This is a genomic window from Petrotoga sp. 8T1HF07.NaAc.6.1 (genome assembly GCF_016772115.1).
Taxonomy (GTDB): Bacteria; Thermotogota; Thermotogae; order Petrotogales; family Petrotogaceae; genus Petrotoga; species Petrotoga mobilis.
The window spans coordinates 137,332-157,162 of record NZ_AUPG01000005.1 but is presented as its reverse complement, the minus strand read 5'-3'; the positions used below and the strand labels follow the sequence as shown (position 1 = coordinate 157,162).

Annotated in this window: 20 protein-coding genes; 12 read left to right on the top strand and 8 right to left on the bottom strand. The window is 33.2% G+C overall.

Translation table 11 applies throughout. The features are described 5' to 3' along the window. Positions 1-121: 121 nt before the first annotated feature. From NAAC61_RS05105 to amrA, 8 genes are read right to left on the bottom strand one after another with little or no spacing between them, the layout of a single operon-like run. Entirely contained in the window at positions 122-1,348 is a 1,227-nt protein-coding gene (locus tag NAAC61_RS05105) for a tetratricopeptide repeat protein (protein WP_202695420.1), read from the bottom strand. Then, complete coding sequence (gene radC / locus NAAC61_RS05100) at positions 1,341-2,009, bottom strand: RadC family protein (protein ID WP_012209267.1); 669 nt, start codon at positions 2,007-2,009, stop codon at positions 1,341-1,343. Before radC ends, NAAC61_RS05105 begins: the two co-directional genes overlap by 8 nt. A gap of 52 nt (positions 2,010-2,061) precedes the next feature. Next, the gene (locus NAAC61_RS05095; protein WP_012209266.1) at positions 2,062-2,634 is read right to left on the bottom strand and encodes a Maf family protein; all 573 of its coding nucleotides are present in this window, start codon (positions 2,632-2,634) and stop codon (positions 2,062-2,064) included. Beyond that, positions 2,615-3,136, bottom strand: a complete 522-nt coding sequence (locus NAAC61_RS05090; protein WP_012209265.1) for a Gx transporter family protein — start codon at positions 3,134-3,136, stop codon at positions 2,615-2,617. Before NAAC61_RS05090 ends, NAAC61_RS05095 begins: the two co-directional genes overlap by 20 nt. Next, positions 3,130-3,504: a NusG domain II-containing protein gene (locus NAAC61_RS05085; RefSeq protein WP_202695419.1), complete on the bottom strand. Its 375-nt coding sequence runs from the start codon at positions 3,502-3,504 to the stop codon at positions 3,130-3,132. The genes NAAC61_RS05090 and NAAC61_RS05085 overlap by 7 nt, the downstream gene beginning before the upstream one ends. A 6-nt stretch (positions 3,505-3,510) precedes the next feature. Beyond that, positions 3,511-4,548 (bottom strand): FAD:protein FMN transferase, encoded by a 1,038-nt coding sequence (locus tag NAAC61_RS05080; protein WP_202695418.1) that lies wholly within the window; start codon positions 4,546-4,548, stop codon positions 3,511-3,513. Then, positions 4,521-5,519 (bottom strand): AmmeMemoRadiSam system radical SAM enzyme, encoded by a 999-nt coding sequence (gene amrS, locus NAAC61_RS05075; RefSeq protein ID WP_202695417.1) that lies wholly within the window; start codon positions 5,517-5,519, stop codon positions 4,521-4,523. The genes NAAC61_RS05080 and amrS overlap by 28 nt, the downstream gene beginning before the upstream one ends. 19 nt (positions 5,520-5,538) lie before the next feature. Beyond that, on the bottom strand, positions 5,539-6,105 hold the full coding sequence (gene amrA, locus NAAC61_RS05070) for an AmmeMemoRadiSam system protein A (protein WP_443146883.1): 567 nt from the start codon (positions 6,103-6,105) through the stop codon (positions 5,539-5,541). A 119-nt stretch (positions 6,106-6,224) separates the two neighbouring features. Between amrA and NAAC61_RS05065 the strand changes: the two genes are divergently transcribed. The 12 genes from NAAC61_RS05065 to NAAC61_RS05010 all read left to right on the top strand — a co-directional run bounded on the left by NAAC61_RS05065 (position 6,225) and on the right by NAAC61_RS05010 (position 19,831). After that, on the top strand, positions 6,225-7,667 hold the full coding sequence (locus NAAC61_RS05065) for an MFS transporter (protein ID WP_202695415.1): 1,443 nt from the start codon (positions 6,225-6,227) through the stop codon (positions 7,665-7,667). A 70-nt stretch (positions 7,668-7,737) separates the two neighbouring features. Then, positions 7,738-10,362 (top strand): valine--tRNA ligase, encoded by a 2,625-nt coding sequence (locus tag NAAC61_RS05060; RefSeq protein ID WP_202695414.1) that lies wholly within the window; start codon positions 7,738-7,740, stop codon positions 10,360-10,362. Beyond that, a complete protein-coding gene (locus NAAC61_RS05055) occupies positions 10,363-11,679 on the top strand; it encodes a bifunctional folylpolyglutamate synthase/dihydrofolate synthase (protein WP_202695413.1) in 1,317 nt (438 codons plus the stop codon). Between the two features lie 24 nt (positions 11,680-11,703). Continuing rightward, positions 11,704-12,276, top strand: coding sequence for a Holliday junction branch migration protein RuvA (gene ruvA, locus NAAC61_RS05050; RefSeq protein ID WP_202695412.1), 573 nt, complete (start codon positions 11,704-11,706; stop codon positions 12,274-12,276). A gap of 39 nt (positions 12,277-12,315) precedes the next feature. Beyond that, on the top strand, positions 12,316-13,671 hold the full coding sequence (gene glmU / locus NAAC61_RS05045) for a bifunctional UDP-N-acetylglucosamine diphosphorylase/glucosamine-1-phosphate N-acetyltransferase GlmU (RefSeq protein ID WP_202695426.1): 1,356 nt from the start codon (positions 12,316-12,318) through the stop codon (positions 13,669-13,671). Between the two features lie 2 nt (positions 13,672-13,673). Then, a complete protein-coding gene (locus NAAC61_RS05040) occupies positions 13,674-14,624 on the top strand; it encodes a ribose-phosphate pyrophosphokinase (RefSeq protein WP_103064472.1) in 951 nt (316 codons plus the stop codon). A 127-nt stretch (positions 14,625-14,751) separates the two neighbouring features. Continuing rightward, entirely contained in the window at positions 14,752-15,411 is a 660-nt protein-coding gene (locus NAAC61_RS05035) for a 50S ribosomal protein L25 (protein ID WP_103065441.1), read from the top strand. A 3-nt stretch (positions 15,412-15,414) separates the two neighbouring features. Continuing rightward, positions 15,415-15,990: an aminoacyl-tRNA hydrolase gene (gene pth / locus NAAC61_RS05030; RefSeq protein ID WP_202695411.1), complete on the top strand. Its 576-nt coding sequence runs from the start codon at positions 15,415-15,417 to the stop codon at positions 15,988-15,990. A gap of 28 nt (positions 15,991-16,018) precedes the next feature. Then, positions 16,019-16,714: a ribonuclease E/G gene (locus tag NAAC61_RS11015; protein WP_202695410.1), complete on the top strand. Its 696-nt coding sequence runs from the start codon at positions 16,019-16,021 to the stop codon at positions 16,712-16,714. Continuing rightward, positions 16,711-17,433, top strand: coding sequence for a ribonuclease E/G (locus NAAC61_RS05020; protein ID WP_081429282.1), 723 nt, complete (start codon positions 16,711-16,713; stop codon positions 17,431-17,433). Before NAAC61_RS11015 ends, NAAC61_RS05020 begins: the two co-directional genes overlap by 4 nt. 43 nt (positions 17,434-17,476) lie before the next feature. Beyond that, the gene (locus NAAC61_RS05015) at positions 17,477-18,712 is read left to right on the top strand and encodes an SBBP repeat-containing protein (protein ID WP_202695409.1); all 1,236 of its coding nucleotides are present in this window, start codon (positions 17,477-17,479) and stop codon (positions 18,710-18,712) included. 36 nt (positions 18,713-18,748) lie between these two features. After that, the gene (locus NAAC61_RS05010; protein ID WP_012209250.1) at positions 18,749-19,831 is read left to right on the top strand and encodes an AAA family ATPase; all 1,083 of its coding nucleotides are present in this window, start codon (positions 18,749-18,751) and stop codon (positions 19,829-19,831) included.

Genomic DNA, 19,831 nt, shown 5'->3' with positions numbered 1-19,831 from the left:
GAATTTTTTATGTAAGGTGCGCTTATTCTTTATTTGAGCCTCTTCGCCCCGCTCCCCACCCTTCTATGGAAGGGACCTACGGTCCCTTAGACTCTGGTGGAGGGAGGGCTTCGCCATGCTGCTACTTGTATAGATATTGGCAGATCCTCCATCCAAATAATAATCTCAATGCTTCATAAAAAGGTAAATCTAAAAAGAATGTAAAGTTCTTTTGGTACTTAGTTTTAAGATCTATTATCGCTTTGTTTAGGTTGTCATAATAGTTGGGGCCTTTTAAATTGATTTTGATTCCTGTTTTGTGTTGTGTAAATAAATCTCCTATTACTTTTTTAGAAGTGGTTTCTGTTGATGATAAAAATATTAGTGGAACATTGTTGAAAAACTGTTCGATTTTTTTAGCATACGAGTTGAATTGCTGTATATCTTTTTCTTGGAAGTATTTGTATAATAATATTTCATAAAGTTCGGAATCTTCGGCTTTGTAAGGTTTAGGATTACCAGTTTGAAATAGTATTCTTTCATAAAAAGGACAATAACTAGGCGGTTCTACTTTTTCAGAGCTCGATAAAGTTTTGATGCAGTTTATACATGGAGTTTTATCTTCTTTCAATAGAGCAAATGTAGAAAAGGCTTTTTCCGAATCTGAAATAAATAGACTTACATAATAGTTGATCAAATTTACAACCCTTTTTGCTTTCCCTTCAAGGTAAGCTTTTGATAAAAAGGATAAAGATTTTTGAAAGTCTTTTTCGTAAGCACTCAAACCCATGTTTATAAACGAATAATCTAATAGGGAATTAGCCACTTTGATCATTTGGTAGGCGTTAAAAAAATCTTTTCTTTTTAGAAATAATAGACTGAGAGTTAAATATACTAAACCATTTTTTGGGTGTGTATTGATTAATTCAGTAAAATATTTATTTGCGTCCTCGTCATCGCGTATGATTTTCAAAAAACCCATGTTTATCTTAGAGTCTAAGTCACTTTTTCTTTCAAAAAATTTTTCGGCCTTTTGAAAATCATTTCTGAATAGGTGCATCATGCCAAATTGATTTGAATATTCTTGAAGAGATTTGTGACTTAACCTGATTTCAAAAAAATTCGACAATTTCTCGTTCGATAGATCTATATCGTAAATTATCAAATCTAACCAATTATTTATATTGTTTATTGAGACACTTAATTTTTCTATTTCGTAATCAGCCTCATATATGGTTTTAGTTGTTTTCTTTTTTTGCTGTGTGTCAGGTTTTCTTATGCCTTTTTTTTCTAATTCTTTTTCGATTTCTTCTTTTATTTTGTATAAATTTCGCAATTTATCTTCTGCATTATTATTTTCATTAGTCAATTTTTTCACTCCTATCCAAAGTAAAACTGAAATAAGAATCCTTTCCAATAATTATATGATCGTTCATGTTGATACCTAAGATCTCACCAGAATCCATAATTTTTTTGGTAATGTCTCTATCGTGCATGCTCGGTGTGGGATCCCCTGATGGGTGATTATGTACTAAAATAAAAGATACTGCATTGTACATTATAGCTTCTCTAAAAATATCTCGCGGGTGAGCAATTGACATATTTACCGTTCCATTGGAAATATCTTTGATAGTAATGATGTGGAGTTTAGAATCTAAAAAAATAGCTCTTACAGTTTCTGTGCTGAGATATATCATGTCCTCACAAACATGGTATGCTTCTTCTGGAGAGGTTACCTTTTGATACTTTTGACGCAATTTTTGAAGGTGATATCTTTTGCCTATTTCTAACGCAGCTTTTAGATTTATTGCTCCAACTTTTCCTACTCCTTTTTCTTTTGATATTTCTTCAAGTGATATATCGACCAATTCACTCAATGTTTTATACTTTTTTAATATTTGTTCGGAAACATCAAATACGTTATAATTTCTAACTCCATGTCTTAAAATGATGGCTATAAGTTCCTGGTCTGTGAGAGATTGGGGCCCATATTTTTCTAGTTTCTCTCTTGGTTTTAGTTGATCTTCCATTACTCTCTCCTTTTCGGCTTTTGATAGGAATTTTGGAATATTTGAAATGTTTTTATGAGGTTGCTAACATATGTCTCAATTGCCAGTATAATTTTGCAATAGGTAGACCCATTATGTTGTAGTAATCACCTTCAATTTTTTTGACAAAAACAGCGGCAAAATCTTGAATAGCATAGGCTCCCGCTTTGTCATATACGTTGTTATTTTTTATATAAAAATCTATCACTTCTTCATCCAATTTGTAAAAAGTTACTTTCGAAACTTCATAAAAGGAAGAGAATTTTTCCATTGATCTTAAAGTTACTCCTGTGTAAACACAATGAGTTTTATTCGATAATGTTTGAAGCATTTCGAAAGCTTCATCGTAATTGTGAGGCTTTCCAAATATTTTTCCATCCAAAGTTACTATAGTATCAGCCGTTATGAGAAGCTCTCGAGGTGAAATTTCTATATTTTTACTTTTTTTATATGAAATTTCTTGTACAATTTCAGAAGGTGTCGTAGAGTTATAAGTTTCATCAGTATTAGCTGTTCTAATCGTAAAATTTTTTGTTATTAATTTTAAAAGTTCTTGTCTTCGTGGGGATGAGGATCCTAAAACCAATTCAACTTTTGAATCTATCAAGGTTCACACTCCTTAAAATATAACTCACAATTGCTCCGTTTATGAATGCCGTTATTATACCGAAAAAAAGCATGTAAGGGTAATACCAAAAAATATTAGGTGATTTAACAATAAAAAGACTGGCGATTATTAATTGTACAGTGTTGCTGAAAAAGGCTCCAATTTCACTAATTCCTAAAATACCAAATTTGTTGGTAATTTTGAAGGATAAGGACATAAATAAAGCACTGGCGAGTGATCCTCCCAATCCCATCCAAAATACGGGAGATAAAAACCTTCCACTTAGTATTGAACCAAGCAAAGTTTTTAACAAAGCTATGTACAAGGTATTAGTAATGCTAATTCCACTCACTACAGACAACAACAAAGGGAAGTTAGAAAACCCCCATCTCGCACCAGGCACTGAAACAGGCATGGGTAAAAAGGATTCAACATAGTAAATTGCGGAAGCTAATGCGGTTAAAATAGATATATATGATATTGTTTTTGTTCTTTTTACCATGTATAGATGTCAATCCCCGTGTCATCTGCGTTACCTAATGGTTTTACAACTATTTCATTTGGAATACAAATAATGGGTTGATTAGGATTTTCTACCCATCCTGTATTTTCACAGACTTTCAAGGGACATGATGAATCGGTAACTCTAATTCTTTGATCTATGTATTCTACATTCATCAATAACTCACCTTCATCATTTGTTATGCTGTAAGTTCCTTCTTTTGTTATTTGTAAAATTTGCTCCCCTTTTAAGTAAACTTCTGCACCGTTTATGCCCTTTTTAGGAAAAGCGTTCATAAAAATCATTACTAAAACTAACAATATTACAACTAAAAGTAGGTACATATCATTTTTCTTAGTGAATTTCATAAACTCTCACATTTTCTCCCGAAAATAGTCAAAACCACTTGTCTCAGTACTTTCCCCTGTTGGAGATATAATCAAAGCTTGAATGCCAAAATCTGTGAAATAATCTAAGGCAGGGTTATCGTATCCTAAAACGAAAAGAGCCGTAGAAAAGACGTCCGCTATCATCGCTTTTTCTGCTATAACAGTTACACTGGATGCGTTTCCTGCAGGATAACCATCTTCTGGATCTAATATATGATGATATTTTTTACCGTCTTCGATAAAAAATCTTTCGTAATCTCCAGATGTGGCAACAGCACCGCTTGTTAAATAAATTGTATCTATCGATTTTAAGACATCTTGTGAAAAAGGATCCCTTATCCCTATAACCCAGGCAAGTTCTCCAAACTTTGGACCTATTATTCCAATATCTCCCCCCGCATCGACAAAACCTGTAGCTCCAGGATCTATTTCCTTAATTTTTTGTATAACTAAATCAATTGCATATCCTTTAGCTATTCCTCCTAAGTCTACTTCGACACCATCTTTTAGTAAAGAAATTTCTCTCTTTTCTTCATCAATTTTTATGAATCTATAATCAACGTTTTCTAATGTTCTATTGATTTCTTCTTGGATTGGAACTTTTTTTGGAGAATTTATGTCATCAAATCCCCACAATTTAAGTAAAGGTCTCACTGTAGGGTCGAAAGCCCCACCTGTTATTACTGCATAATTGTAGGTAGCTTGAAATAAAAATAATCCCTCTTCGTCGACTTCAACCTTTCTGTCAGTATTTAATTTTTGGATTATACTACCTTCGACGTTGGGACTAAATTTGTTGTGTAATCTGTACAACTCTTGTTCTGCTGTATTCAACAAAACATTTGAAGATACTTTATCCCCTGCTACTTTTACCCTTACAATAGTGCCAAGTACTGGGAACTCTTTTTCTTCGTAAACTGGGGTCGGCTTAGAAAATAACAACAAAGATAACAAAAGTACTCCTACACCAAGTGCAGCTATATAAAGATATACTCTTAAACTATGCATATTTTTCTGCCGCAATTTTTACACTCTCCGTTTTCATTCAGATTTTCAATTTTTATGTCGTATCCTTTTCTTTGAATAAGGAGTGTTCCACAATCTGGACAATAAGTATTTTCGTATGTTGAAGACAAAATGTTTCCAAGATATACAAAATTGAGATATTTTTTTGCAAGCTCATAGGTTCTTTCTAAAAAGTTGATATCTGTGGGTGGTTCGTTATATTTATATGCAGGAAAATATCTAGATAAATGAAGAGGAATATCTTTAGAAATGTTTGCCAACCATGAAAACTCTTCTTCTAGTTCATCTAAATTATCGTTTACTTTGGGAACTACCAATGTAGTTACTTCAATGTGAATTCCTTCTTCGTATGCTACTTTTATCGTGTTTTTAACAGGTTCTAATCCCCCTTTTAATAGTTTCATATAATTCTTATCATTGTATACTTTTAGGTCTATATTCATCGCGTCTATATATTGTAGCATAAGTCTCAAGGGTTTTTCATTTATGAATCCGTTTGTTACTAAAACATTGTAGTTGTCAGGATTAGCGTACTTCACCTGCCTTGATGAATCTAAAACGAATTCATACCAAACTATCGGTTCCGAATATGTATACGCAACACCCCGAACGCCATAATTATCAATCAAAGATGGAATAGCGCTGGGATATATTTTCTTTTGATATTCAGGTTTCATATGTGCAATTTCGTAATTTTGACAAAAAGGGCATTTTAAATTACATCCCCAGGTCCCCAGAGAAAGGATTTTTTCACCCGGATGAAAATGAAAAAGTGGTTTTTTCTCCATCGGATCAAGAGCCATACTGGTAACGTCCCCATAATTCAATGAATACATCTCACCTTTTACATTTTGCCTAACCCTACATATCCCTGTTTTGCCAGGATATAATATACATTGGTGAGGACATAAGGTACATTTCAAAATATCATCTTTAAATTCCTCATAAAACAAGGAATTAATTTTCATTTACTTCACCTCGATAATTTTAAAAGAACCTTTCCACAGTGAATTTGTATATTTCTATTGGCTCATTTTTATAAATACCCGCTTTTAATTTTACTATTCTCAATTGTTCTTCTACGGTATCAACTCCTTCTAGGTCAGGTAGAAGAACACCTCTTTTGTAACCACTTTTAACAACTATTCCGAAGATTTTGGGATCTAGCTCAATAATATCGTTAACTCTTTCTAAATCGGATAGAACATCAACAGAAATAACTAGATCGTCTAATTCTTTTAGTGAAAGAGGAGGGAACCGCGGATCACTTGTGGCAGCAGCGATCGCATTTTCTCTTATCTCCATGATTAAATTATCGTAAACGGGCATAATGGTACCAATACAACCTCTCAATTCTCCAGAGCTTTTGTGAAGGCTCACAAAGCAACCCCTTTTTTTGTTAAATAAATCTTTTGGAAGAGTTTCATCAAAATCTATTTTTCTCTTTTCTTTTACATACGCTTCAATCACTTTTCTTGCCCAAACTACATAAGGATGATGTTCATTCAATATTATCACCTCTTTAAATTTCAAAACATTCAAGGCGAATTTCATTCATAACATTTATTAAATTATAAAGTAAACTTTATTTTTCATTGGTGCATTATAATATATTTTCAAGCGAACACATTAAAAAAAAAAATAATTATAGAGTAGCAAGGAGAAAAATAAATATGACAAAATATGCAAAAACAAGGTTTCTCTCAATTTTAGAGGCTGGTTCATACAACGCGTTCTTTATCGGTACACAAGGGTTTATTTTTACATCTATTGCTCTATACTTTAACGCATCTCCTCTTTTTATATCAATTATGACCTCTTTTCCTATTATAGCACAGATGTTTCAGATTTTCTCTTCACGAATCAACCAATTCATTGGTTCTAAGAAGAAAAGCCTTGTAATAAACGCCTTTATATCGAGGACTTTATTCGTTTTATTGCCCATTTTCATATTTTTTGATGTGAGATCTGAGTATATTATGTTAATTATTATTCTTTTATTTTCTTTTTTTGGAACATTCGTGGGCAACACTTGGACGGTTTTGATTAGAAGCGTAGTTCCTTTTGAACAAAGAGGTAAATATTTCGGACTTCGTAATATATTTGCTTCCATAACTGGTATAATTATGTTGTATCTTTATTCAATGTTTTTAGAATTTCCAAACTTTAAAACAGGGTTGTTGCTGGTTACAAGTTTTATGGCAATTTTCTCTGTTCTTTCAGCTTTTTTGTTAGTGAAACATGAATTTCCTGAAGAAAGCGAAAAAATTTCTTCCGTTAACTTAAACATTTTTACTCCCTTTAAAGATAGAAACTTTAAAAATTTTCTCTTATTTATGTTTGTTTGGAGTTTTGCCATAGAATTTGTAAGGCCTTATTTTGCCTATTATGAAGTCGCGATTTTGAATATAAATTATCAATTCCTTGGGAATATGGGAATAATAACAAGCGTTATTTCTGTTTTTTTGTATTTGTTTTATGGTATAGTGGCAGACAGGTTTGGCAGCAAAAACGTTCTAAGCTTGGGAATTTTGTTGTCAACTTTTAGCCCAATGATGTACTTTTTAATGAATGAAAGTAATTATAGGAGTATTTTATTATTAAATGCAATTTTTGCGGCGTTCGCTTGGTCGGCGATAAATTTAGCCATTTTCAACTTACTCTTAGAAATATCCAAAGAACCATCCGAAAATTATATCGCTGCCAACTCTTTCGTTGCAGGTATTGCCGCTATTTTCGGCTCGTTGAGTGGGGGTTTTTTAGCAAACCATCTCGAAAATATAGAAATCAATTTTATGGGGGACCCCTATCATGGGATTCAATTGATTTTTATTATAGGGTTCGTATTAAGAATCATATCTGTTATTCTATTAACTGAAGTTGAGGCAATGGAAAAGCCCATCAGATATAAAGGAATATTCTCCCCCGAGGCCGCATTGTTTAAAAGAAGAGAAATCAATTTTCCCTTTGATTTTTTCCGAAGGAATGGTAAGAAAGTCAAAAAAAATGAACTTCCCCTTTCAGCTGATTTAGAAAAGGAAGAAAAGAGTCAAGTGATTCCAGAAGTTCCAGAAGAGGGAAAAAGTCAAGTAGTTCCAAATAAAAATAAAGAATAAAATGAACCTTCGGTCTTTTCCTTAAATGGGGAGAGTTACTATTTCATAAAAAATTTAGGAGGTTGCCTTAATGGATATTGGAAAAAGATATATGCCTCACGAACTTGAAAATAAATGGTATAAGCTTTGGGAAGAAAACCATTCCTTTGAACCAAAGCCAGGGAATGGTAAGTTTAGTATAGTCATTCCTCCTCCAAATATTACAGGAAGAATACACATTGGTCATGCTTTGAATATCGTTCTTCAAGATATTTCCGTGAGATATAATAGAATGAAAGGTAAAGAAACAGTTTGGATACCCGGAGAAGATCATGCGGGTATAGCCACACAACATGTTGTTGAAAAATATCTTTTAAAAGAAGAAGGTAAAAGAAGAGAAGATTATACTAGAGAAGAATTTTTAAAAATTACTTGGGATTGGGCAAACAAATATCGTAATCACATACGTGAACAGATAAAAGCATTGGCAGCTTCTGTCGACTGGAGCAGAGAAAGATTCACTTTAGATGAAGGACTCAACCAAGCGGTAAGAAAGGTCTTTGTGTCCTTGTACAACGATGGTTTAATATACAAAGGAAAGTATATAGTAAATTGGTGTCCTTCCTGCGGAACCGTTTTGGCAGACGACGAAGTTGAGCACAGTGAAGAAAAAGGCAAGCTTTGGTATATAAAATATCCTTTGGAAAATACTCAAAACTATGTAACTGTCGCAACTACCAGACCTGAAACTATGTTAGGAGATACAGCACTGGCTGTTAATCCTTCAGATGAAAGGTATAAAAATTTAATCGGTGAAACGGCTATTTTACCAATTGTTGGTAGGAAATTGAAAATTATAGCCGATCCTTACGTAGATACAAACTTTGGTACAGGTGTCGTCAAGGTTACCCCCGCCCATGATCCAAATGATTACCAAATTGGTTTAAGACATGACTTGGAAAGAATACAAATTATAGATGAAAATGCAAAAATAAGCGAAAATGGTGGAAAGTACGCAGGATTAGACAGGTATATAGCCAGAGAAAGAATAGTCGAGGACTTGAAGAAAGAGGGATTATTAGAAAAAGAGGAAGATTATACTCATTCTGTAGGTCATTGTTACAGATGTGATACCGTTATAGAACCTCTCCTTTTAGATCAATGGTTTGTTAAAATGAAACCCTTAGCAGAAAAAGCTATACAAGTGGTTGAAAATGATGAAATAAAATTTTACCCTGAAAGATGGAAGAAAGTGTATCTCAACTGGATGTATGAAATAAGGGATTGGTGTATATCAAGACAACTATGGTGGGGTCATAGAATCCCCGTTTGGTATTGCCAAAATTGTGGACATGTCAACGTATCCGTAGAAGACGTTAAAAAGTGTGAAAAATGCGGATCCACGGATTTAAAACAAGATGAGGATGTACTAGATACCTGGTTTTCTTCTGCTCTTTGGCCCTTTTCTACACTAGGGTGGCCTGAAGAAACGGAAGATCTTAAAAGGTTTTATCCAACCGATTTGTTAGTTACTGGATTTGACATAATCTTTTTTTGGGTTGCAAGAATGATAATGATGGGGGAAAAGTTCATGGGTGAAAAACCCTTTCATGATGTGTACCTGCACCAACTAGTAAGGGACAAATATGGAAGAAAGATGTCTAAATCGTTAGGCAACGGTGTAGATCCCTTAGAAATAATTAACGAATACGGGACGGATCCAGTTAGATTTACTTTAGCGGTTTTAGCTGCTCAAGGAAGAGATATTAAATTGGATGTTGGGTCATTTGATGCCTACAGAAAGTTTGCAAATAAAATATGGAACGCTACTAGATTTGTACTTTTAAACATGGAAGACCACGAGAAAATCGAACTCAAAGAAGAATATTTAAAGATCGAGGACAAATGGATCTTAAGTAGATTGAATTCTACAATACTAGAAATCTCGAAAGATTTAGAAGGTTACAACTACGATCAAGCTGCAAGAAAACTGTACGATTTTTTCTGGAATGAATTATGTGATTGGTATATAGAAGCCTCAAAAAATAGGTTAAATTCGAGTGGTAACGATAAATTGATAGTACAAAACGTTATCTTGCAAGTCTTTGATTCTTCATTACGCTTATTACATCCTTTTATGCCTTATATATCAGAAGAACTATGGCAAAAATTGCCTATTGAAAAAGATTCTGAGTTACTGATAAGCGCCAAATGGCCAGAGTATAACGAGAATAATATTTATCCTGAAGCTGAAAAAGTATTTTCAAAGGTTATGGAGTTAGTAAGTGGTATAAGGAACGTTAAAGCCGAAATGGAAATACCCCAAACACAAGAGGTTGAAGTGAAATACAAAATTGTCGCAAAAAATGACGATTTTATAGAAGAAAACATAAAACTAATTGAACATTTAGCTTTTTTGAAAGGTATAACTCAAACCGAAGTGAAACCGGCAAAATCTGCCACTGCTTATGTAGATGAAAGTGTAGAAGTTTACATACCTTTAGGCGAATATATAGACGTTGATACAGAAAAACAAAGATTAACAAAAAAATTGGAAAAGCTATCAAAAGATATAGAACTGTATAATAAAAAATTATCGAATAAAAATTTTGTTGAAAAGGCCGATCCAGATGTAGTAGAAAAAACTAAAGAAGATTTGAAGGAAAGTGAGAAAAAATATCAAAAATTACAAGCACTCTTAAAGGAGCTTAGTTAGATGGAATTTACTAATTTAGTTGACTATCTTTATCAAAGAGGAGCAGCAAATTTCAAAGTAAAGTTGGGTCTAGAAAGGATAGATGAATTAAGTAAACGCATTGGAAGTCCACAGAATACGTTCAAAAGTATACACATTACAGGTACCAATGGAAAAGGAAGTGTTACCAGTGCGATTTCACGGATTTTAAGGTTAAATGGAATGAAAGTTGGGACCTTTATATCCCCACATTTGGTTTCATTAACAGAGAGAATAAAAGTAAATGGAGAAAACATTTCTGAAAAAGAATTTGTGGAAATATATAATGAAATTGAAGAAGAAGTAAAAACAATGGATCTGAAAGGTGAAGAATATGCCCCGTCATTCTTTGAAATCACAACAGCTATGGCTTTTAAGTATTTTGAAAAGCAAAAAGTTGATGTAGGCGTTTTTGAAGTAGGGTTAGGTGGAAGATTGGATGCTACTAATATTATTAATTCCGACGTTTCAGTCATAACCTCTATATCTAAAGACCATACCAAAACTTTAGGCGATACTCTTGAAGCTATAGCTTACGAAAAAGCCGGTATCATAAAGAAAAACAATTTTTTGGTATTGGGAAATATAGACGAAAGCCCTAAAAAAGTTATCCTAAATAAAGCTAAAGAAGTCAATGCAGAAAAGATTTATGAACATGGGAAAGATTTTTATTCTATCAACCATAGATATTTTATTAACAATAATATGTTAGATTATCATGGACTCAATTATGAAATTAAAGATCTGATTTTTGGTGCAAACGGGTCATTTCAGATGGAAAATGTTACAACATCTTTGGCAGCAACAGAGGCGTTCATGCAAAAATTCGGGAAAACTTTGTCTATCGAAAAAGTCCGAGAAGCCATGGAAAAATTCTTTTGGGAAGGAAGGTTTGAGTACACAGAAATAAACGGTAAAAAAATAGTTTTCGACGGTGCACACAATTTTGCTGCTGCCCAGCAATTAGAAAAAAGTGTCAATCTTTACTTTCCTACTCAGAAAAAAATTGCCCTGATTGGGATATTGGACGATAAAGACTACGAAAAAATGTCACAAATTTTTGCTTCGGTATTTGATAAAATTATTGTAACATCAGTTCCTTCTGAAAGGGGAAGACATCCAGAATTAATATATGAAGAATTTAAAAAGCATACCAAAAATGTTGAGTTTATAAAAGACCCAGCAGACGGATTTAGTAAACTTTTATCAGAAAAAAGCGATATTTATTTTGTCACGGGTTCTTTGTATCTACTTGGAAAAATGAAAGAATTAATGTCCACTAATCTAGTGGCATTGTAGATATCTTTTATTGAGGTATATAATATGATAAGAAAAATTAACGCAACAATTGAAGATTTTGAAGACGAAAAAGTTCTAATCAAAATTGGAGTTTTAACTTTGGAAGCTTATCCTTCGTTGAACGTTATAAGATACTTTAAAAAAGGTGACCAATACGAATTTTTCGCTTCCCTAGAAATAAGCGAATGGAACACATCACTTTATATTTTTAAAGATAAAATAGAAAGAGATGTTTTTGAAAGTTTAAAGAAAGTTTCAAAAATTGGACCAAGAATTGCATCAAAAATCCTTAGAAAAACGGATGCAGAAGAATTTATACAGATGATAAACTCACAGGACACTGCTCTTCTTTCAAGCTTACCTGGCATAGGTAAGAAAACAGCAGAAAGACTAATATCTGAACTTTCCGATTCTTTCAGGGTCTTTTCAGCTGGGGCTGGCACTCAATCGTATGGAAATAATAACGTAAAAGAAGCTATAGAAGCTTTAGAAACTCTTGGATTTCAAAGATATGAAATTATGAAGGTCATAAGCCAACTTGATTTAGAAGAACTGAAAACAGAAGAGATAATTAAAGAATGCCTTACAAGGCTGTAGCTATTTCCTTGTAGGTGAGCTAGAAAGGAGGAGGTAGATATAAAAGTATTAATACTTGCCGCTGGGCAAGGAAAACGAATGAAATCAAAGATCCCAAAAGTTGCACATAAAATTCTCGATAAACCAATGATAAATTGGGTTATCGATGTTGCAAAAGAGATAACCGACGAAATCGGGATAGTTCTAGGAAATGGTAAAGATCTAGTAAAAGAATTGTTGGATGAAAATGTTAAAATTTTTGAGCAAAAAGAAAGATTGGGAACGGGTCATGCTGTTCTCTGTGCTGAACGATTTCTCGACGATAACGATATCTTGATACTTTACGGCGACGTGCCTTTTATTTCTTACCATACCCTGAATACTCTCGTTGAAAAACATCTAAAAGATGATAACAGTTCGACTATTCTATCAGTAAGACTAGAGGATCCAACTGGTTATGGACGCATAATAAAAAACGAAGATAAATTTGTTAAAATAGTAGAAGAGAAGGATGCTAATCCTTCTGAAAAGCAAATAAAAGAAGTTTATACAGGTATTGCTGTTTACAAAGGAGAACAATTAAAAAAAGCCTTACACCATATCACCCCACAAAATGCCCAAGGAGAATATTATTTGACCGATGTTTTTGAGCATATGAAAAAAGTTGGTGTGGTAGAATTAGAAAATGAAATAGAAGTTATGGGCATAAACGATAGGATACAGTTAGCAGAGGCTGAAAAAAAGATAAGAAAAGAAATTTTAAAGAAACACATGTTAAATGGAGTTACAATACAAGATCCAGATTCCACATACATCTCCGCCGATGTAAGTATTGGCCCTGATACAATAATTTATCCTCAAACATTTATATATGGAAAAACGACCATTGGCGAAGATTGTGAAATAGGTCCACTAACGAGGATCAAAGATTGTATCATAGAAGATAAGGTGAAAATAATTCGATCAGAATGCGAATTAAGTAGAATACAAAAAAATGTTTCAATAGGTCCTTTTTCAAGGCTGAGAGAAGGAACAGAATTACAAGAAAACGTTAAAATAGGCAATTTTGTTGAAACTAAGAAAACGAAGATATCCTGCAACAGCAAAGCACAACATTTAACTTATTTGGGCGACACTTATGTTGGAAAAGATGTAAATGTTGGTGCAGGGACTATAACATGTAACTATGATGGTAAGAAAAAGAACAAGACCTTTATAGATGATGGAGCCTTCATTGGAAGTAACACCTCTTTAGTTGCACCTGTTAATGTTGGTAAAAATTCTCTTATTGGAGCGGGTTCTGTAATAACAAAAGATGTGCCAGATAATGCTTTAGCTTTAGCAAGATCACATCAAATAAACAAAGAAAATTGGGTGTTAAAAAGGAATTCAGAAAATGTTGAGAAGGGAGTATAAAGATGCCAACTAACGAGAATCAATTCAAGGTATTTGCAGGAAATTCTAACCCTCCTTTGGCAAAAAAAATCGTAGAATACATGGGTACAAGATTGGGGGACTGTGAGGTATCAACTTTTGCAGATGGTGAAGTAAACGTAAAAATTAACGAAACAGTCAGAGGATTCGACGTATACATAATTCAATCCATAGCTCCTCCCGTCAATAATAATATCATGGAGTTATTGATAATGATAGATGCCTTAAGAAGGGCTTCAGCTGCATCTATATCTGCTATAATTCCATACTTTGGGTATGCTCGTCAAGATAGAAAAGCAAGGGGTAGGGATCCAATCACTGCAAAGCTTGTCGCTAACTTAATTACAACCGCGGGAGCGACAAGGGTAGTGACAATAGATCTTCATGCCGAGCAAATCCAAGGGTTCTTTGATATACCAGTTGATAACCTTTGGAGCTTTCCTATTTTCTCAAGATATTTTTTAGAAGAAATGAAATTGACACAAAACGAAACCGTGGTAGTTTCCCCAGATGTTGGTGGGGTAAAAAGAGCTAGAAAGTTTGCCCAAAAACTAGGTTGTTCTCTAGCCATTCTAGACAAAAGGAGGCCGAAAGATAACGTTGCAGAAGTAATCAACGTAATAGGAGAAGTAGAAGGGTCCAATTGTATAATATTCGATGATATAATAGATACCGGTGGATCCCTTGTAGCTGCTGCTGAAACACTACATAATAAAGGTGCAAAAAAGATTATTGCCGCAGCCACACATGGTATATTCTCACTCAATGCTATTGAAAAATTGCAAAATTCAAGTATTGATAAAATAATTGTTACAGATACAATATATCATAAAGAATTGCCTGACAAATTTGTGGAACTTAAATCCTCTGAACTTTTGGGAGAAGCGATAGTCAGAATAAGAAAGAATTTATCTGTTAGTATACTTTTCAGATAATTAACGGTTGGGAAGCTAGGCAAAAGGATTATTTTCTTTTCCTTATGGGTGGGGAGCGGGGCGAAGGGGCGCTATATATAACGTTTTTGGAGATATTAATAAAGACAAATGGTTAGGAGGTTATTGTATGGCAACAGTTTTCAAAATGAATGTTAATAGAAGAGATTCAAAGATCAAGGCAAAGAAATTCAGAAATGAAAAATTAATTCCAGCAGAAGTATACGGGCCAGCTTTAAAGGAAAACAAACATATAAATATTCCATATAAAGAACTGGAGAGTATGTTAGAAAAAGTTTCTGAGACTACTTTGATTGAACTCAATGTAAAGGGAGAAGATAGCGAAGAAAAATTCACTTGCTTCGTAAAGTCAGTTCAAAGGCATAAAGTATCTGATCAGCCAATTCATGTAGATTTTTATGTTCCAGAAGAAGGAAGAAAAATGAATTTGAGGATACCTTTAGAATTTGAAGGTGAACCCATTGGAGTTACACAAGGGGGTTATTTAAATACCTACGTTCATGAAATACCTGTAGCTATTCTCCCCTCAGATATCGTTGATTCAATAAAAGTGGATATCTCTGCGTTAAAACTAGGTGAATCTTTATCCGTTTCAGATATTAAAAGTCTTCTTCCAAAAAGTGCAGAATCACTTCTTGAAGACGAAGAACTTGTCATTAGTGTAATTGAACCGAAGTCAGCAGAAGTGACTGAAGAGACGCAAGAAGAAGAAATAACCGAACCTGAAGTAATACAAGAAAAATCAACTCAAGACATGAAGGAAGAATAAAAAGTGAGAAATTTGGTAATAGGTTTAGGAAATCCTGGCCCGCGTTATGTTTTTACGAAACATAACGTGGGTTTTTTAGCTTTAGATAAATATGAAGAAACCAAAAAAAATATATCGAATATAAAAAAAATATCCGGTAAGAACTTTGAAGGCTTTTCTATAGAAAACGATATTTTCATTAAACCGTTAACTTATATGAATGCAAGTGGAGAAGTGTTACCATATGTTTTTAAAAAATTTGGTAAAATAGATGAAAGTTTAGTAATAATTTACGATGATATTTGGTTGAACTTGGGGGAAATTCGTATAAGAAAAAACGGTTCTGATGGGGGACACAACGGATTAAAATCAATAATAGCTATTTTAAAAAGTACCGATTTTCTCAGGATAAGAATAGGTATAAACAATGGATACGAACATGGATCTGGAAATTTGGCAAACTACGTTTTAAGTCCTTTTACGCAAGAAGAATGGACTGTATTGAACAAAGTACTCGATTATGTTACTATTACAATAGACTTGATTTTAGAAGGAAGAATAAACGAAGCGATGAATAAATTTAACAAAAAGATAATTTAGAACAAAGTTGGAGGAAGGAAATTAAGCAATGGACGAAGAAAAGACAATGCTAGTTAGTAAAGCTCTAGAAGAGATCAGAATAGCAATATTGGAAGAAGATAAATTAAGTGAAATTTTTTTCGAGGATTTTGAAACCGATAGAAATATTGGGAAAATCTTCTTGGGTGTGATTGAAAATAGGGTTCCGAGTTTGGAGGCTTTTTTTGTTAATATTGGATTAGGAAAGAACGGTTTTCTCAGATACAGAGACGTTCTTGATGATCCCAATCAATATAAAGTTGGAGATAAGATTCTAGTTCAGGTAAGGAAAGACGGTGGAACGAGAAAAGGCCCTCAACTTTCTATGCAAATAAGTTTGCCTGGGAAATATTTAGTATACATTCCAAATTCTAATGAAAGTATTGGGATATCTAGAAAAATTCTTCAAGAAAAAGAAAGAATAAGATTGAGGCAAGTTGCAAAAAAAATTCTAATTGATAACGAATCTATAATATTTAGAACTAATTCTGAAGGAATCGATGAAAAAGAAGTAGAAGTAGAATTAAGCGAAATGCGCAAAATGTATAACAGTATTTTACAAAGATTTCATTCTCAAAAAAATCCTGGAGTTTTATACGAAGAAAGTGATTTTCTTGAGTATATATTAAGGGAAAGATTGGATTCTAAAACAAAAAAAATAATCACAGATGACAGACAAATTTTTAGAAAACTAAAAAAAGTTTGAAAGGTTTCGAACTAAAACCCAAAGTTGAGTTTGTAAGAGGAGATGTTTTTCAGATCCATAATATATACCATCAAATGGAAGAGATCTTTACAAAGAAGATAGAATTATCTGGTGGAGGAACAATTACGGTAGATAGAACGGAAGCTTTAACAGCCATCGATGTAGATTCTGCTGGAAATTTAGAGGGGAAGAATATTGAAGAAACTTCTTTTATTACAAATATGGAAGCAGCCAAAGAAATAGCTAGGCAATTGAAATTAAGGAATATTGGCGGTATGATCGTAGTTGATTTTATTGATATGAAGGACTCTTCGCACAAAAAAACGATTATCAATATTCTAAAAGAAGAATCAAAAAAAGATAAATCAAAGGTTACCATATTGGGATTCACAAACATGGGGTTGTTAGAAATTATTAGGAAAAGAACCACACAACCTCTGGATACCAATGTGTATTCACAATGCCCATTGTGTCATGGAACGGGAAAAATCATAGCCCCTTCTTTGGTACATGGAAGATTGATAAAAGAATTATTGTCCTCCGCAAAGGAAATAAAAAAAGAAAAAATAAAAGTAATTGAAATCAACGCATTTCACAACCTTTCGGGATATTTAACCCCAGCTTTGACTGAAGAACTGGAAAAACAGTTAAACGTAAAATTAGAAGTTTCTTTTAACTGGCTAAATCCCAATTCTTACAATATTAAATACAAAAAATAACTTATTAGCATGAAAGCGGTGAAATATCATTTTAAAGAAAATATTGTTTTTTGCGATAATTACTCTTTCTATCTTTTTTTTCGTTTCTGGAATATATCTCTCTAATTCAAAAACCAATGATACTGTTGATTTTCTGAGTAGCACTTATGATAGCCAAAAGGAGCCTTTAATACAGTATCTTTCAAATACGCAAGAAGTCAACTCAACCAACAGTCAATCTTTTTTCAAAAAGATTGATGAAAATGGGACGTATCTAACTAAAACAATTCAAACAAACAACAATGAATATGTTTCACTGGCTATTAAGGGGAACCAGTATTATTTGTATTTCATAGACGAAGAAGGCAATATAAGAAAAGAAATGTTCATAGAAAGCGGTCAGGTAAGTATAAATGATTTTGTTTTTTTCAATAATACCTTCACTCTAGTGGGACAAAAAAATGGGAAACCTTACATTTTAAATATATCTGATATGGGGGAAATGAACTGGTCTCTTGTCATCAATTTTCAAGGAGCATTAAACTCAATAAAAAACACCTCTGGGAGTTACATCGTTGGAGGATGGGTAATAGCAAATGGTAACAGTCAAGCGTACATCTCTGAAATAAACCTTACCGGAAAGAAAATTTGGGAAAACATGTATGGAAGGGATAGAGAGGAAAAAATCGTTGATTTAGTAATTGATAATAACAGAATCATAGCCTCAGGTACGTCTAATTCTAATCCAGAAAAACAAAACGACTTATTAATATTAGAATATAGTAGAGAGGGAATATTAATATTTTCAGATGAATATGGTTATACAACTTTTCACGAAAATCCAAATAGTATAACCCAAGATAATGAAGGAAACATATATATAGGGGGATACATTACTACACTCAACGAACAAGAGTGGAAAGGCTTTATAATGAAGATATCGAAAGACCTTGAACAAAAAGACACTATTGAAGTTGAATACTTTGAAACTTTATCTATAAAATCACTTTCTCGTGTTGAAGAAGTAAAAGTTTATAACAATCAGATTTATATGTTGGGAGTATGTGTTGACAATTGGCCGGATTATGATCTGTTTTTAAGGATCATAAATCCCAACGGTGTACTAATTGAACAGAAAATCTACGGCACTAACGATCAAGAAATAATCTATTCTTTTGAAATATTACCTGCAGGGGAAATTTTAGGTACGGGGCAGGTAAAAGATTCAAATAATCAAGTTTATCCATTAATTATAAAAACTGATTCATCATACTCAATACCTCAAAAAGAAAAGCCCTAAATCTAAATCATTATCAACGAAAGGAGAATACAACAATTGAAACCATCAACGGTAAAATACCTATCAAAAAAAATAATGGCTTCTGGAGAAATACCTCTCTTATGGGGGCATTTTGGTGTCGGTAAAACGGATATAGCTAAAGAAATAGCTCAAGAGACTGGAAGAGAATTGATCATATTGATCATCTCTCAGATGGAACCCGGAGATCTAATTGGACTCCCTTCTAGGGACGCAGAAAAAACGGTCTTTTTAAAACCTGACTGGTGGCCTAATAAAGATGAAGTAATAATAATGATCGATGAAATAAACAGGGCACATAGATCGATAAGAAATGCTATCATGCAATTATTAATAGACAGAAGAATACATAATCACATATTACCCGCTGGAGCATGGATCATGGGAGCCGCCAATCCTCCCGATGAAGAGTACGATCAAGTAGATTTGATAACCGATCCTGCCTTCATGTCGAGATTTTTTCATTTAGAATTGTCTCCTGATGTTGACGATTGGGTAAACTGGTCTAATCAAGAGCAAGTAAAAGGTGAAGTTATTTCTTTTATCAAAGAATATCCTGAATATCTTTCTTCCGATAATATTGTATCGATGAGACTCAATTTAAGACCCAGTCCCAGAAGTTGGTATAAATTATCCAACGTTTTATCTAATTTATCTGAAGATGATATGAAAAAATATGGTTACGTCATTGCTGCCTCAATAGTTGGATCCGAAGCAGCTAGATCGTTTTTATCTCATTTGGAAAATAAAGTTGAACTACCAAACCCAAAAGATTTACTAATCGAGGGCAAAAATCTTGAAAGAATCGAGAAATTGACCAATGAAGAAAAAGTAAGTCTTATTTTGAGAATAAATAATTATTTTGAATCATTAAATGAAGAAGAAATGGAACAATTATTATCTGATGGCGATCAAAAAACAATCGCAGAAAATGTAAAGATCATAAGTGAGGTCATACCTAAGGATGCTATGTTCTCCGTATTAAGATTTCTAAACGAAATGGTAGAAAAAAATAAAGGATTAAAAAAAGCCTTTTACGACAAACTTTTGGAAGAAATTGCCATTAAACTAGGAGATTCCACTTGGATGGAAGGAATTTAG

Coding starts and splice junctions, on each gene's coding strand:
- radC (WP_012209267.1), bottom strand. CDS start 2,009: ATGGAAGATCAACTAAAACCAAGAGAGAAACTAGAAAAATATGGGCCC.
- NAAC61_RS05090 (WP_012209265.1), bottom strand. CDS start 3,136: ATGGTAAAAAGAACAAAAACAATATCATATATATCTATTTTAACCGCA.
- NAAC61_RS05085 (WP_202695419.1), bottom strand. CDS start 3,504: ATGAAATTCACTAAGAAAAATGATATGTACCTACTTTTAGTTGTAATA.
- amrS (WP_202695417.1), bottom strand. CDS start 5,519: ATGAAAATTAATTCCTTGTTTTATGAGGAATTTAAAGATGATATTTTG.
- amrA (WP_443146883.1), bottom strand. CDS start 6,105: ATGAAATTCGCCTTGAATGTTTTGAAATTTAAAGAGGTGATAATATTG.
- NAAC61_RS05065 (WP_202695415.1), top strand. CDS start 6,225: ATGACAAAATATGCAAAAACAAGGTTTCTCTCAATTTTAGAGGCTGGT.
- NAAC61_RS05060 (WP_202695414.1), top strand. CDS start 7,738: ATGGATATTGGAAAAAGATATATGCCTCACGAACTTGAAAATAAATGG.
- NAAC61_RS05055 (WP_202695413.1), top strand. CDS start 10,363: ATGGAATTTACTAATTTAGTTGACTATCTTTATCAAAGAGGAGCAGCA.
- ruvA (WP_202695412.1), top strand. CDS start 11,704: ATGATAAGAAAAATTAACGCAACAATTGAAGATTTTGAAGACGAAAAA.
- NAAC61_RS05040 (WP_103064472.1), top strand. CDS start 13,674: ATGCCAACTAACGAGAATCAATTCAAGGTATTTGCAGGAAATTCTAAC.
- NAAC61_RS05035 (WP_103065441.1), top strand. CDS start 14,752: ATGGCAACAGTTTTCAAAATGAATGTTAATAGAAGAGATTCAAAGATC.
- NAAC61_RS11015 (WP_202695410.1), top strand. CDS start 16,019: ATGGACGAAGAAAAGACAATGCTAGTTAGTAAAGCTCTAGAAGAGATC.